The 14076-nt window shown below is 45.5% G+C and carries 15 protein-coding genes; 4 read left to right on the top strand and 11 right to left on the bottom strand.

Annotated features, from left to right (window positions below; all coding sequences use genetic code 11):
- Positions 1-211: 211 nt before the first annotated feature.
- The 3 genes from BM122_RS07350 to BM122_RS07360 all read left to right on the top strand — a co-directional run bounded on the left by BM122_RS07350 (position 212) and on the right by BM122_RS07360 (position 5753).
- Complete coding sequence (locus tag BM122_RS07350) at positions 212-3646, top strand: NfrA family protein (RefSeq protein ID WP_083398380.1); 3435 nt, start codon at positions 212-214, stop codon at positions 3644-3646.
- Positions 3647-3669: 23 nt separating this feature from the next.
- Complete coding sequence (locus tag BM122_RS07355) at positions 3670-4746, top strand: DUF4434 domain-containing protein (protein ID WP_074904821.1); 1077 nt, start codon at positions 3670-3672, stop codon at positions 4744-4746.
- Positions 4747-4952: 206 nt separating this feature from the next.
- Positions 4953-5753 carry a hypothetical protein gene (locus tag BM122_RS07360; RefSeq protein WP_074904823.1) on the top strand — a complete coding sequence of 267 codons (801 nt, stop codon included), beginning with the start codon at positions 4953-4955 and terminating at the stop codon, positions 5751-5753.
- A 235-nt stretch (positions 5754-5988) separates the two neighbouring features.
- On the opposite strand, the gene BM122_RS07365 is transcribed toward BM122_RS07360, so the two are convergent.
- The 11 genes from BM122_RS07365 to BM122_RS07415 all read right to left on the bottom strand — a co-directional run bounded on the left by BM122_RS07365 (position 5989) and on the right by BM122_RS07415 (position 13825).
- Positions 5989-6417 (bottom strand): holin family protein, encoded by a 429-nt coding sequence (locus BM122_RS07365; protein ID WP_074904825.1) that lies wholly within the window; start codon positions 6415-6417, stop codon positions 5989-5991.
- Entirely contained in the window at positions 6414-6926 is a 513-nt protein-coding gene (locus BM122_RS07370; RefSeq protein ID WP_074904827.1) for a glycoside hydrolase family 108 protein, read from the bottom strand. Before BM122_RS07370 ends, BM122_RS07365 begins: the two co-directional genes overlap by 4 nt.
- The gene (locus BM122_RS07375) at positions 6926-7213 is read right to left on the bottom strand and encodes a DUF6127 family protein (RefSeq protein WP_074904829.1); all 288 of its coding nucleotides are present in this window, start codon (positions 7211-7213) and stop codon (positions 6926-6928) included. Before BM122_RS07375 ends, BM122_RS07370 begins: the two co-directional genes overlap by 1 nt.
- A gap of 78 nt (positions 7214-7291) precedes the next feature.
- A complete protein-coding gene (locus BM122_RS07380) occupies positions 7292-7705 on the bottom strand; it encodes a phage tail fiber protein (RefSeq protein WP_074904831.1) in 414 nt (137 codons plus the stop codon).
- A gap of 12 nt (positions 7706-7717) precedes the next feature.
- Positions 7718-8377 carry a hypothetical protein gene (locus BM122_RS07385; protein WP_074904833.1) on the bottom strand — a complete coding sequence of 220 codons (660 nt, stop codon included), beginning with the start codon at positions 8375-8377 and terminating at the stop codon, positions 7718-7720.
- Positions 8377-9399 carry a hypothetical protein gene (locus BM122_RS07390; protein ID WP_074904835.1) on the bottom strand — a complete coding sequence of 341 codons (1023 nt, stop codon included), beginning with the start codon at positions 9397-9399 and terminating at the stop codon, positions 8377-8379. The genes BM122_RS07385 and BM122_RS07390 overlap by 1 nt, the downstream gene beginning before the upstream one ends.
- On the bottom strand, positions 9399-10571 hold the full coding sequence (locus BM122_RS07395) for a hypothetical protein (RefSeq protein WP_074904837.1): 1173 nt from the start codon (positions 10569-10571) through the stop codon (positions 9399-9401). The genes BM122_RS07390 and BM122_RS07395 overlap by 1 nt, the downstream gene beginning before the upstream one ends.
- Positions 10568-11101 (bottom strand): hypothetical protein, encoded by a 534-nt coding sequence (locus tag BM122_RS07400; RefSeq protein ID WP_074904839.1) that lies wholly within the window; start codon positions 11099-11101, stop codon positions 10568-10570. Before BM122_RS07400 ends, BM122_RS07395 begins: the two co-directional genes overlap by 4 nt.
- Positions 11098-12363 carry a hypothetical protein gene (locus BM122_RS07405; protein ID WP_177198068.1) on the bottom strand — a complete coding sequence of 422 codons (1266 nt, stop codon included), beginning with the start codon at positions 12361-12363 and terminating at the stop codon, positions 11098-11100. The genes BM122_RS07400 and BM122_RS07405 overlap by 4 nt, the downstream gene beginning before the upstream one ends.
- A 182-nt stretch (positions 12364-12545) precedes the next feature.
- Complete coding sequence (locus tag BM122_RS07410; RefSeq protein WP_074904842.1) at positions 12546-13076, bottom strand: hypothetical protein; 531 nt, start codon at positions 13074-13076, stop codon at positions 12546-12548.
- Complete coding sequence (locus BM122_RS07415; protein ID WP_143083354.1) at positions 13073-13825, bottom strand: Ig-like domain-containing protein; 753 nt, start codon at positions 13823-13825, stop codon at positions 13073-13075. Before BM122_RS07415 ends, BM122_RS07410 begins: the two co-directional genes overlap by 4 nt.
- A 105-nt stretch (positions 13826-13930) precedes the next feature.
- Between BM122_RS07415 and BM122_RS24945 the strand changes: the two genes are divergently transcribed.
- Complete coding sequence (locus BM122_RS24945) at positions 13931-14062, top strand: hypothetical protein (RefSeq protein WP_256211942.1); 132 nt, start codon at positions 13931-13933, stop codon at positions 14060-14062.
- Positions 14063-14076: the final 14 nt, after the last annotated feature.

Raw genomic sequence — 14076 nt, forward strand, 5'->3', positions numbered from 1 at the left:
GAATGATGCGTTTGGTCTGATTTCAGTGAGAAGCATATTTACAAGTGCATGATATTTCATCTGGAAGGTGAAAGCGTGGCCCGACAAAATGATTTGTTGAGCATTGTCCTAAAACGCAGCAGTTCATGATAGCAACACGGAAGCAGGGAATATATAGCAATTTTTACTTGATCAAATGTTGGCAACTAAAGATGTGAGAGAAGGATGAGGGATGATATTGACATGGGTATTGAAATTAAAATTAAGGTTATTTTTAACTGCAATAGGAAGCTTGATGTTCATACTGGTGATATTTACCAGTCATGCTGCTGATCCAGCATTGAGTCAAAATAAACAAGATTATTATTTGGATAAAATAATCATACAACGATCTGAGCGTTATTTAGAACCAGCAATACGAAAATTTCGTAGTTTTCCACATTTGGATAAAGCCTATCGTTTAATGGATGAAAATAAATATCCTGAATCCAAGATCGAGTTTCAGAAATTCTTTGAAATCGATCCATTGGATATTAAAGCAAGAATGGCTTATGTCATTATGCTATATAGAATCAAAGAATATCAGGAGGTAATTCAACAAGCGAGCCTAGCATTAAAACAAATTGGCAATAGTGTGCCATTCCTTCTATACCGTGCTTTAGCTCATAATGCCATTGGAAATAATGAGCAAGCGCTAAAGGATTTTAGCTCAATAATCACAAGTAATGATGTTCTGGAGGAAGATAAAATATTTGCACTGGATATGTCTTTAATTATCTCACTAGAGCAAAAAGCATATCTACAATCTTTGACTTTTCTTGACCAATATCCAGTTGAAAAAAAAGACTTTAATTATTATATGCGCTATGCAATAGCAAGAGAAGGTTTAGGTGAATTTGATTTGGCTAGGGAAATGCTTGATAAGGCTTTACTACATTCAAAAGCAAAGAATGAATCTATAAAGGTCTATATGGCGTTAGGTAACCTTTATAAAAAAAGCAAAAGGCCTGATTTAGCAGAAAGCGCATATCAAGCTGCCTTAGCAATTGGCGGAGAAAAATCTGAGATATTGCGGCCATTAGCTTATATATATTATGATTTGGGTCGTCTGGATAAAGCCATTGATATGATAAATGTGCTTTTAAAGCAGCGGTATAATAATAATGATCAAGAACTTCTGGCCAACCTTTTTTTTGCAAATAAAAATTATTTATCCTCAGCAAGAGCATATGAAACATTACTCTTGAATCAGACACAGGAATCAGATTTATATCGTACTTATAGGTTGATAGGTCATGCCTATAGTAATGCAAAGCAGTATGACATGGCAGCTAAAGCTTTCCAGCATGCTGCGGAAATAAAACAATCCGATGAAGTTATGCAATCTTTGGTCAATACACTAGAGAATAAAGGCGATGTTGGCAAAGCAATCAAGGTCTATCGCGAGTGGTTAAATAAAGAAAAAAGCGCAGAAGGATATATTAGATTAAGTAATCTTTATAGCAGTTCTGGCGATATCGATAAAGCTTTGCAGTCATTAGTGTTAGCACTTCAATCTGGCGCATCTAAAGAACAGCAGAAAACAGTGTACCGAACTCAAGGTGAATTGCTTTACCAGCAAAAAAAATATGCAGAGGCTAAAGTTGCATTTCAAAAAGCAGCAAAAATTGATTTAGCTGATACAGGATTAGCAGCAAAAATTGATTCAGCTGATCTGGAATTACTGAATTCATCGGCTATGACAAGTTTAAAAACAGGTCACTTAGAAGAAGCTTCAGACACTTTAAAGAAAAGTCTGAAAATAAAGGAATCGGTTCATACCTTGTTTATGCTGGCTGAAGTTGAAAAAAGTCTAGGAAACTGGGAGAAGTCAGCTGAAATATATCGCCATTTAATTCAGCTTAATGATTTAAATTCAAAACAAAAAAGCGATGTGTTAACAAATCTGGGGTTGTTGTATCTCGACCGAGGGCAAGAGCAACCGGCACTTGATTATCTAAGAGCAGCAGCTTCTATGGATGAGCAAAACTGGGTAAGCAACCGAATCCTGGGTAATGCGTATGCCCGTTTTGATCGGTGGGATGAAGCGCTTGTACAGTATCGGTCTGCATTATCAAAACAAAACAATTTGGAAAATCTGTTGAACTTTGCCCAAGCCAATGGCAAGCTGAATAAAAACGATATTGCTACTGATTATTTTCAGCGAGCAATGAAGCAAGCAGATAAAGATGGCGTTAACTCCGAGGATAAAAAAACAGTTCTTGATACATTTGGCTATTTTTTAGCGAATCAAAAGGAATATGAACAGGCCGCAGAGAAATGGCGGCAATCTTTGCGAATCAAAGATGATCCGGTTATCAGAATGCGGCTGGCTATGCTGCTTGGTACTGAATTTGATGATGATCAATCTTTAAGCGAATTAGAGACAATTGATAGCAATAGCTTATCTAAAGAGCTGAATGCTGAACGATATGATTTTATTGCTCAACAGTATGCAAAAAGAAAACAGTTTTCAAACGCAATTAGTGCTCAGATAAAAGCGCTTGATTTTATAGAAACAGCAGAGCGGCACTATATGTTGGGAAATTATTTTCAGTCAAATAAGCAGAATAAAGAAGCGCTTGAACAGTTTAAGCTTGCTGTTGATAAATCTCCAGATAATACATTCTTTGTAACTGCATTAGGCTATGCTTATTTAAATAATGATCAACCTGATCAGAGTATGCAGATGTTTGAAAATGTCGTAGAGAAAGATCCTAAAAACTTTGGCTTGCATAAAGAACTGGCTTACCTTAGTCTGAGAAATTCAGATAATGAAGCAAGTAAGTATTGGTTTAAACAAGCCATTGATGTCAAGACTGAACAATTAGGCGGTAGTCAGGTTGATGTAGTTAACAGAGATAATGAACTTGCCAATTTAAGAAGAGAAGTGAGGGAGTTAGAGGATAATTTTAATTTTACTGTTTATTCTGGCTATAGACAAAACAATAATACTGTAAACCCAACTGGAGCTGCGGGGACTCTTGGTGGGGTTATTCCTTCCCAAGGTGGGGTTGAACTGAATTATCGACCACCTGTTATCGGATTGCGTGACGGACGAACCTTCACATTGTTTTCGCGTTTGCTCTGGTCTATGGAGCCTGATTCTTTTAAAGTCGATTCAGAAACTTTTCAGTCTACTGTTGGAATCAGGTATAAGCCTTTTATAACGCACAATTTTAATATAAGTGCAGAAAAACTAATCAAGATTGGAGATAGTTCCCAGAATAACTGGTTGATTAGAGGAATGTATGGCTGGACAAATGGATTTGACATCAATTTCGGGAAACAATACTGGAACTACACCACTTTATTTGCCGACTTAGGTTATTTTGTTGAATCTCCTAGTATATTGAGTTTCTTTGGTGAGGCCCGCCAAGGAATCAGTTATAACTTATGGAACAACATCGTTTTAACACCACACGCAGTGATTGATGGTCGAATTCAGACAAAAGATCAGAGTAACGTGTCTTATTTAGAAGCTGGCGGTGGATTATCGTTGAAGTATTACTTTAATCAAACCAGATACTCAGCTCCTAAATCTTATATTGAATTTTTATTTCAGTATAAAGCGGGTATTGTAAATATTGAAAGTGGTTTTAATGCGATGGGGATTTTCCGATATTAATTCCTATATCTAGGAGTTATAGAATGAAACGCTTTTCCTGGGTATGGATAGGTTGTTGGATGATAATAATGATTAGTAGCAGTCGGGCGCTTTTTTCAAAAGAACCCGAACCAATTCATCCAATTCGAGGGACGTTTATTCAGCTTTATGAAGACTCACATGGACAATGGGATAAAAATGAGTGGGTAATTTTTTTTTCGTATCTGAAAAAGCTAAAGATATCTAATTTATACTTGCAATGGACGGTTGAAGAGACATACGCTTTTTTTCCCAGTAATTCGTTTCAGCCTGTCGAGTTTCCTCCATTGGAAACTATTTTAAAATTCGCCGAGCAGCTTGATATAAAAATTAATATCGGTTTAGTGTACGATGACAAATATTGGAATCAGATTACTAAAAATCCACATCGAGTGAAGGTCTATTTGGACGGGTTGTTGAATCGTTCTATATTAGCTGCTGAGCAAATCGCCCCAATCGCCAAAAAATATAAATCATTTAATGGTTGGTATATTACCGAAGAAGTCGATGATATTAACTGGAGACATGGCAAAAGAAAACTTCTGTTTGCTTATTTAGGACAATTAAGTAGCGCGTTAGAGAAACTGACACCTGGCTATCAAATTGCAATTTCAGGATTTTGTAACGGGCAAATTAAGATGGCAGAATTTAAAAAATTTTGGGATCAATTGTTTGAGCGAACAAGAATTAATTTGGCTTTGTTTCAGGACGGGATCGGGGTGAATAAATTGACTTTATCCGAGTTACCTGATTATCTTGCGGCTTTTAAGCAGTCTGCAATTGATAATCAGAGGGAAATAGGCGTGATTGTTGAAATTTTTCGTCAAACGGATGGTCATCCAATCAATGAAAATTCATTCCAAGCGGTTCCTGCAGATTTATCTAGAATCAACCAGCAGCGTCAACTAGCCAGTAAGTTTACACAGAATATAATTGCTTTTAGCATCCCATCTTACATGATGCCGATAGCTGGTGATGCCGGAGAAGCTTTATATAACGGTTATCTGGCTGATATTGAAGAAAATACCAATTCCGATTTAAGACTGGAGACTATTCAGAAAGACCCCACCCAACCTCAGTAAATTAAAATGCGAATTAAGAGCTAACTCGTAAAAAATTCCAGTAAAACAGAGCCGCAGCCAGCCTTCCGAATACTTGCACCATAAGCCCTTTATAATTCCATTTCTATTTCATAAGTTAATTTATAATCCCAGGCCATGCAACGATGGAATAGACACATCGTCGCTAATTTATTTGGATAACAATTAAAGCTATTTATCGAAGGCGAATGTTAAGACACCGTAAACGCTATAATCAAACTCTAAGTCGCCCAATAATACTAATCAATAATCAATTAACTGAAGTAAAACTAATTGATATATGGCTACAGAGACTCAGCTATATCGCGCAGTTCGGTCTCTTTCTTCTGACAATCGGTACTATATATTTCACAGTAATACCCCTATATCAAAAAGCTCTTCTTGATGAAGCAATAGCCAAACAGGAGGTTAAGCTAAAGGAAACAAATGAAATACTTGAAAGAACATACGAGCGTCTTCGAACATATATTGTAAATAGTTTTGTTAGCTATGCCGGCATGAAATGTACCGGTCTTATCGATTCGTCAGATATTTTGCCAAATAAAACCGAAAAACCTAATACTAAAAAAATGCTTAATGAAGATAATTTATTTGAAATAGATATACCTACGTGTTTAATCAATGCTGCACATAATTTTTCCTCATTACAATATCTCCAGCCAGACGATCGAGTAACCCTTGAAGAAAAAATACATACATTAACTTTAAGTGGAGAATTGTCTTCTCTTAAACAACAAGTAATAACAGAATATGAAGAAGTTCCTAATCAAGCAGCTAAAAATTTTAGCGAGCTTAAACCACCTGATGGATTCCAGAAAAGAATGCTAGAAATTCTGGAAAAACTTCAATCACCTGAAGATTTTGATCGGAGTATCTACATTGCGACAATTGATTCTGAGAGACTTCGTATTAGAGCATCCTATCAAAAGAAAATTTTAGAATTGATTAATACATTAAGGATTTCTAAATTAGCAAAGGAAGAAAATTGACACATCTGAAAATTGGTAATGCGAAAATTAAAGAAAATAGGAATCGAAGAGAAATGCAGCGTCGACGTTTGCAAATGTCCTGTCCCGAGGTTGAACGCGAAGTCCGCAATGAGTGCTAGCCATTCCCCTGGCTCAGCAGCGAGCACTAGAGAAGGTGAAGCTCAATATAAAAGAGCCACCAAAACGCAAAAATTCCCCGATATCGGGGAAATTATCATATCGGATTGTCTGTGGGTTACCGTCCCGGCCCCCGCCACTTATCAAAACTCCTAGCCCCAGTATAACCGAGATAGCCAGCCCCAAACAGCCACCACAGACTCTCTGGCACTGCTCCCAACAGCTTATTTAAATTCTCCGCTGCCTGGAACACGTGCGCCGGCCACCAGATGCCAAGGATAGACCCGAGCACACACAGCAAGATTACCCCGTAGATCACATACAGAAAAGTCGGCCTTGCCCGGCTCGTCCATGGGTCGGCGGAATTGGCCTCAGCCAGAATGGCAGATAGACTTGTCTGCATTTCCTGCAGTGCTTGCTGCCCCTCGGTTTGTAATAGGGCAAGCTTGGCCTTCTCACGTTCAGCCGGATCAGGAATCAAGCGATCAAGCAGACGGCTTCCGGCTTCAATGAGCCCTGGTGCTAAAGTGGTTAGAATTGGAATCATACGGTACCCTCCACAAATTCTGCCATACGATTCATCCAACCAGCCGCAAAGACTGATTGCTTTGGATCATTGGTAATTAATCGCCCCAAGTGGCGAACCCGTGATGCAAGCACTTTACTGTAGAGTTTATTTTGATCGGCAGCTGCTATAGCAGCAAGGGTCTTCGGACCAATTACTCTATCCGCGGCTACACCCACAGCTGTTTGCAGCCAATGCACTGCCGTTTTCGGATCAGAATGCACACCGCTATCTACCAAGAGCGCTTGCAATGCCGGGTGCGTAATTGCATCAAAACCTGGCTCTACAATATATTGCTGACGATAAATTTCCCGTGCTTCAGCTTCAGTAAGCGCTGCTACTTCATCACTAGTCGCTGCTCGCCCGAGACGGCGCCAACCTCCGAGTGTTTTGGCCGTGATGCCGTACTTGGTCGGGCCACCCCGATCAGCCGGGTGATTGATAAAGCTGCCTTCACGGCGAATGATGTCATCGATAATAGTTTCAACCATTACTGACCTCCAAATAATTCAATTTTCAAAAGTGCTCCAGCTAACAACGCCAACACAAAGCCGGTGGTGATGATCTTGATTACCGTCTGCCAGGCGGTACGTTTGGCAGTATTAAAGGCATCAAGTAGATCACGTAGCTCACGAATGTCGTGGGCAGCGTCCTCGCCTTCAAGGCCGACATCGGCTAATGCGCGCTTGGCACCGCGCGCGGCTGCTTGTTCGAGCAACTGTTCGAATTCGTCTTGCGGCATGGCGACCATACCGTTATACAGAGTGGGTAGATTCATTTATATGCTCCAGAAATAAAAAAACCGCCAGAGGCGGAGTAGGGGTGGGGTGAAACAGGATGAGAAGCGAAGGCGATGTTAAGCAAAAATGAATTTCAATGCGCCCGCCGGAAAATTCGGTGCTGGATCGCCCGCCACGATATTTCTGGCCGTGTCGAGATTGGCTACCGCTAGTAGGGTGCCACCGGTAGACGCATCATAGATCCCTGCGCCGACTACGTTGCCCCAATTGGCGTTAGGAGCGCCGTACACAATCGCAGCGGCATTCGAGAACTCGCCATTTCCGCCAGTAGGCGCATTCCAGGCGGTATCACTAGGGCCATTCTGCACTCTGGCGTAGTTACCGCCTGACACCTCTACGCCACCGGTGCCATCTTCGAGCGGAAGCGTAGTAAAAAGCGCAATATAAATGCCTGCTGGTTTTGGCCATGTAGCCGTGCGCAGCAGATGGTTACCGATGGATTCTTCCAGAACATTCGTAGCTGAACTCATAATGCCTCCTGATTAAAACAATAAGAAAAACCCGCTCACGGATTCGGGATAAACCTTTGAGCTAGCTCGTTGTTTGAACGTAATGGGTAGATTGACCGACAATTCAGAACCCTGCTGCAAGCCTGCTTGCATAGAAGTATTGATAGGAAAGAGAGCCGATAATCTTGACTCAGACTGCAACGCGGCTTGCATCTCGAGGGATATGGGGTATTGAGTGAAAGCCAACTCAGTGCCAAGCTCAAGATTGCTTTCGGTATCAAAGGTTGCGGTAAAGATTGACCCTAGGGCAAAACCAGACACCAGATCAGCCTGGAGTGTAACGCCGAGCGGCAAGACCGCATTCAAGGTTCGCTCTGCGCTAATTACTTCGGATACCACCTGGCTAACCTGCGCAGTAATGATCGACGGCCTCAATGTCTCTGCGGTTAATTGGCTTACCTGAATATTGGGTGGCGTCACCTCCTTGCGTAAAATAGACGCGATAAGCTGGTGTGCTTGGGCTTTGACCGCTGTATTTTGCCGCAATACGCCAGCAATGGCATGACTCGCCTGGACATTGACGCCCGTATTTTTGCGTAAAACTGCGGCGGTCGCTTGACTTGCCTGAGTTTTGACCGCGGTGTTACTACGCAGTATCTCCGCAACAACCTGACTTGATCGAGCTGCCGTCATTATGCCGACTCGATGACCACTTCCATCGCGTTGACCGCAGCCGGTGTCCAGGCTGCACCGGTATTCGGATCCACCTCATGAATGCTCGAATAATAAATTTGCGACGTCGATAACGCCTGGGCAGCGCCAAGGCTATCGGTAGTGCCCGATCGAATGCCGACTTTAAGCGAGCGAGAGCCGGCATCATCTTTGAGCGCGGCTACTTTAACCCTGACCCCATAAATGATCTGACTGGCTAATGATGGCGGATCGCCCATCACGTAGCTATCTTTCTGCCCGATCACATTGCTCGCATTGTAATCGGTGGTGTTGGGCGTGGGATCATCCACCAACGCATAATGGCTGGTCCCAGTACTTGGCGTCCAATCGGTGTAATTGCCATCCGCGCTAGGATAAACCGCATCGATGCGTACATCGCCCAGAAAATCATTGTTGGGCGCAGGCCCCGTCGTATCGAGCAAATAGAAATCATCATACTTGAATATCGTGGAGAGGCCGGTATTGCCTGGTACACCCAAAGCCACCTGATTGACAAAAGCATTGGCGGTATTTTTAGTGTCGACATTCGAGGCAGATAGGATATTGATCCCGTTCAATCTCACATCAAAGGCACCGGTGGTATCATGCATCGTGGCTTTCAATTCCAGATACTGCTCAGCTGCTGCAAGCACGGCAGTGCTGGTACCTAGAACCGTGCCGTTGCGACTCACAAAGACATTACCCGCTGGGTTAACGCCTAATTCTAATTGTTGAGTTCCACCATCCATCAGGCGCAGAATGGAATTGGATAAAGAAGGCATAGTGCTTGGGTTAAATGAGAATCCCACGATCAGGGTAGAGTAATTTCCGGGCAGCGTCTTGGATGCCCAACCAAAGGAGGAGGAATTAGGTGCCAATAAAGCACCTCCGCCCCGTCTTCCCCCTGTGGCACTGATCGAAAATAGACCAGTTGTGCTGTTCCATTCTTTCAAAATATCAGCGGTAGCATAGGTCTCAAATCCATCAAAAAAAATTAAACTCATTAGAATCCCCTCATCAAAGCGACCACGTCAAATTTGGCTGCGGCCGCGTCATAAATAAAACCGATCTTGTCTGTCAACCCCGGCCCGGTAGATAACGTTATATTGGTTAAATCCGAACCGAAGCGATGATTTACCAGCGTTATAGTTCTACCTCCCACGCTATCTTGCGTTAATTCCAGCATGCATTTCTGCCGGTCCTCTGCTCCTGTGAGCGTAATGGTGGCATTGCCGCCGAGCGTGACCTTGATGGTATGCGCCTGCGAGAAATCCGCAGTTATGCTGGTATTAAAGGGAAGGGCGAGAACGGCCGCTTTGGGTAGGGTCAGAATATTGGTGCCATCGTGATACACCCAGATGGCTACATTTGGCGGCAAAGCTACACCGGTGCCACTCAGCCCTTTTAGGGTAAGCTTATAGCCGCCAGTGGTATTATTGATTACAAGCCAGGAGCGCGGCGCATTGCTGAGCGGTACCGAGATGTTGATCTCGCCCGATACTGCACCGGTGAATACCAGCTCCAGGTTATTCGCCTCATCGGCAGTCAAAGTAACATTGCTATTACCTGCTACAGATTTGCTCAGTCTGCCTAATAGATAGGTTCTCGCCAGATCGCCCGCCACCGCCTTGTTTTCACTCGCTTCCAATCTGCTGTCGAGGCTGGTAAAGCTTGTACCAAGCACGGTACTACTCTGTGCTGCTACATCATCGGCCGCACCCCACACCACATTGAGCAGTTTGGTAATGGTGCCAAAGGCTGAGCCGGTCCACACTACGCTATAAGCCGCCTCAGCGATGCTATTGGTGCGGATGGGAGTGCCGCTCGAATCGATGGTAATGTACCAGGTGCTCGCAGAGACACCAGAGAAGCTGATGGTGGTAGGGGTCGTTTTGGACACTACTGCATTCAGACTAGGCCGCCAGCAAAAGCCAGGCTGCACCGTTAGGATATTACCTGAACCAGTGCATTTATAACTATACGCACCGATCAGGCTCGCGCTTACCCCAAACAACGCCTGAAATGCCTTGGCGACATTGGCGCTGCTCGCTGCCGTACTGTTGCCGGCTAGCAATTCCAGTGCAGCAATCGCTGCCTCGATCAAATCGAGGTTGCTGTTGTGTTTCGTGATGTAATTGGTATCGCCATTAATGAAGCGTTGCAGCTGTAATGTCACGAATAAATCTCCTGTAATACGCCGCCTTTAAATATCCCGGTTGCTCCGTAGGGCGTTAGGCCATATATGCCGAGTTGAGAAAATTCCTCATATGTTAAAGGTCTGCCTACGAGGGAATTATCAATGGGTGTGCCGATCACAATCCCACCGGACTGAAATACAGATGGCGTTGATGCCGGGTTTATACCGGTGATAATGCCTGCGTTACCAAAAGTGAAGGAGGGGAAAGTGACGGGTATCCGAAAAAAGCTTCCCGGTTGCTCCTGAGAAAAGCCCACCACCTCATAGCGTCCAGATTCGCTCCGCCTGAGTCTGACTGCCGCGCCTACTTCGGCATAAAGTAGATTACGGTTGGCGCGTGCAATCGGCACATTCTTGAGCGGATTTATCTGGCCAATATCGACGTCGACCGCGTAGAGCATTGCCAAGCCATCCGTCACTAATAGCGCAGGTCGGGTCAATACTTTGCCGTCTAACTCTTTGGCCGCATTCTTTATTTCCGCTTGCGTGATATAAGTCAGTGTGCTCATACGCGAAAACCCTCCACTTCCAGTACTGCAGCGCTGCCCGGCGAAACATCGCGCTGGTAGTTGGTTACATACAGTCTCGATTGATCGGGTAATTGCAGAATATCTCCTGGCTCGATTCTGGGATCATCGACAATCGACACGTTGAAACTGGATACCTCGTGTGCTCTGTAAAGCAGTTCACGTACCGCATAGGCTTGTGCCATCGGTTCATCCATGATGAAATCGTTTTCGATCTCGACTTCATTACTCATCCATTCTGGTGCGTTTTGGTCATAGGCTTCGGTGGTGTTGTGCGTGTGTACATAGTCGTAGGGCGTGCCCCAGATCTCATACATGCCGGTACCAATCGAGGCTAATGTCAGCAATACCGCAATCTCGGCACTTGCCTGAATGGGCCTGCCTAACGGAATGGTTTCCGTGGGAGTTACTCCGTCGGGAATAAGTGAACTGGACAGAATCGCTGCCATGCCGGCGGTTACCAGCGCAGGCACCCAGGCATAAGTGGTGAGCACGATTTCGCCACCGGTTTGAGTTTTTTGCGAGTAAGCTTCTTCGCATACCGGCAGCAGTCCCGAATTGGCCGATTGGCGAATGACCAGGTAAGTATTTTCTGCGCGCTGCGTTTCGTCCTCAGAAAAACTCACACGTTTTGTCTGCTTGAGTTGGAAAAAGCCTGCGGTGATATTGATACTGGCCAATATCTGGTCCTGTTGGGAAACCTTGGTCAGGTTTGGGTCCAGCCATCGTACTTTGACAGCGGTCAGTAGCGGCCTGGATTTGGCTGCGGTCACGCTGATGATGCGTTCGGTGGTTAAAACAATATCGGCTGGCCGCGTGATATCGCGGGAAATGGTTTTCAACACGCCACGTGCATCGACAAAAGGCTGCACGCCGAGAGGCTCAGCCAATTTCTCCAGCATTTCCCAGGCAGTAAGGTCTGCCAGTTGGGTATTTGAATGGACGGTAGTGACGGATGTCTCACCAAATCCGATCTCGGCATCGGTCAATCCGAGCGTATAGGCAATATCTCTGGCAATGACTGACAGGGGCGTGGCCACCGGGTAAATCTCTGTCACGCGGCGAACGTTGCGCCAATGGGACGAGGCATCGCGTGATCGCAGTGTCAACGTCAAAGAGCGCACGCCGGAGCTCAAACGGTAATCGTTCAGTGATTCGATCATTCCCCACCACAGCAATTGACCATCCAGTCTGCACTCGATGATCTGGCCTGGTTGTGGCTGATCAATCTCGTATAACTCCAAATGCCAGGTGACGGTCACATTGCCCTCACGAGCGCTGTGTGAGGCACGAGTAACAAAAGCGCGGATATCCACCCCGTCCGCATGCGTGCCTGCTACCAGCTGCAATGGGGTGGCTGTTGGGTGCCAGATGATGGCGACGTTTTTGACGCCATCCTGAGCAATTGGCTGCCAGCGGTGATCCATTACACTCTGCCCGCGATGCGCATACGTAACACCAACGTTCCTGTCACATAACCCTGGCGTGAAATGAAATCAAAATTCAGTCCTTGCCCATTCAGCTCTAAATCCGTGAGGATGACTTTATAGCCGTTAGCGTTGACATAATTGGGATACCACTTAACGTAGTCAATGGCAGGATCGGGCGGATTCTGCCAAAAAGCAGCCAATATGCGAACCATCTCCAGAGAGGTGGACAACCCACCGGTCCAGCGTTCCTCTACCACCACATCGCGAATGTTGCCCATCATCAGGGTATTGGAGGTGCCATTTAGAGTTTTGCTGCTGGTCCAGATTGGGGTAATGATGGCATCGCCATCGATGTTGCTCCATTCATCCGGGCAGTACTCATAATCATAAGTACCTAAGGTAGGATGGATCAACCGTCCCTTACCGGTAGCCGCACCAATCGCAGGCAGGATGGTGATATTAACGGATACGGCTTCGGTTGAGGCCTCGCCTACGGTAAAGGTCGTCTGGCTGGCCAGAATAGTCATGTTGTCACGGCCTCCGCACTGACGGTGAGAGTAGCGCTACCGGCGACAGTGGCTGTGCCCTGTACGAGCGCATAGCCATTGTTATCGGTAATACCCGGTGCTATCGTGGCGTTCACGCTGCTGATTGCACCTTGTACATGCACCCCTGCCACTGGCTCGCCCGCATCGCCAAATAGTCGGGTGAGATAGGGCACAGTCCTACCCGCGCGTGGTGCAATGAGCGGTATCGGCTGCATGATCCTGACCGGCAAGGGCACTGGATACCACCCTTTGATGGTTGATGCGCTCGATCCGTCCGCATTGTTGGCGATCATCTGAAATGCGAGCAGACGTCGATGGAAACGATCATAGGCAAATTTCTGCGAGCCGATCTGTGTCAAATATTGTGTGTTGGTCGGCGTTGGTGCTCTCAATGCCGACAACACGCGCCCATCAACATAATTGATTAAATTAATGATGCCGTTGTGGCAGTAGACATAGGCGTGTTTGTTGCTCTCCGGCATGATCTGCGCGGGTGGTCCGGATACCTCGATATCGCGTATCCACGTACCGGTAGTGAAGTTATAAATCTTGATTCTGGCAACACCACTACTTTCTGCACGCACAAGGATATTGTTGGCGCGGTCTACTAAAGGTGTTTCAATCAATGCGGGATTGCCGTATTTAGTCTTGTCCAACGTGCTGCCAGAGACAGCGACCATTGTCATGGGATTTAATTCGATCCACCCGCCCGTCCAGGCGGTATACATCCAGATCGAGCCATCGGCGCCTTCCACCAGATCGCCTCCGAGCGCCAGTGGCGGGATGGCTGGATCGTCACGCAGAAACTTTCCCGTGATGCCGTCGAACACCCAGTGACGGGTATCCCAGCTCGGCCAGCGGATAATTTGCGTAAAGCCTACCAGATGGATGGTATGGTTGGTGCTTGCGGTTTGCTCACGCCGCACAAACAAGCCGGCAAGCAAATACATTTCCTCGCCGTATAGCCTCGGCGGCTCCA

It is taken from the genome of Nitrosomonas communis (genome assembly GCF_900114745.1).
Lineage (GTDB): Bacteria > Pseudomonadota > Gammaproteobacteria > Burkholderiales > Nitrosomonadaceae > Nitrosomonas > Nitrosomonas communis_A.

Excerpts from the sequence above, each read along its gene's own strand:
- BM122_RS07350 (WP_083398380.1), top strand. The coding sequence starts at position 212 with ATGATATTGACATGGGTATTGAAATTAAAATTAAGGTTATTTTTAACT.
- BM122_RS07355 (WP_074904821.1), top strand. The coding sequence starts at position 3,670 with ATGAAACGCTTTTCCTGGGTATGGATAGGTTGTTGGATGATAATAATG.
- BM122_RS07360 (WP_074904823.1), top strand. The coding sequence starts at position 4,953 with ATGTTAAGACACCGTAAACGCTATAATCAAACTCTAAGTCGCCCAATA.
- BM122_RS07365 (WP_074904825.1), bottom strand. The coding sequence starts at position 6,417 with ATGATTCCAATTCTAACCACTTTAGCACCAGGGCTCATTGAAGCCGGA.
- BM122_RS07370 (WP_074904827.1), bottom strand. The coding sequence starts at position 6,926 with ATGGTTGAAACTATTATCGATGACATCATTCGCCGTGAAGGCAGCTTT.
- BM122_RS07375 (WP_074904829.1), bottom strand. The coding sequence starts at position 7,213 with ATGAATCTACCCACTCTGTATAACGGTATGGTCGCCATGCCGCAAGAC.
- BM122_RS07380 (WP_074904831.1), bottom strand. The coding sequence starts at position 7,705 with ATGAGTTCAGCTACGAATGTTCTGGAAGAATCCATCGGTAACCATCTG.
- BM122_RS07385 (WP_074904833.1), bottom strand. The coding sequence starts at position 8,377 with ATGACGGCAGCTCGATCAAGTCAGGTTGTTGCGGAGATACTGCGTAGT.
- BM122_RS07390 (WP_074904835.1), bottom strand. The coding sequence starts at position 9,399 with ATGAGTTTAATTTTTTTTGATGGATTTGAGACCTATGCTACCGCTGAT.
- BM122_RS07400 (WP_074904839.1), bottom strand. The coding sequence starts at position 11,101 with ATGAGCACACTGACTTATATCACGCAAGCGGAAATAAAGAATGCGGCC.
- BM122_RS07410 (WP_074904842.1), bottom strand. The coding sequence starts at position 13,076 with ATGACTATTCTGGCCAGCCAGACGACCTTTACCGTAGGCGAGGCCTCA.
- BM122_RS07415 (WP_143083354.1), bottom strand. The coding sequence starts at position 13,825 with ATGTATACCGCCTGGACGGGCGGGTGGATCGAATTAAATCCCATGACA.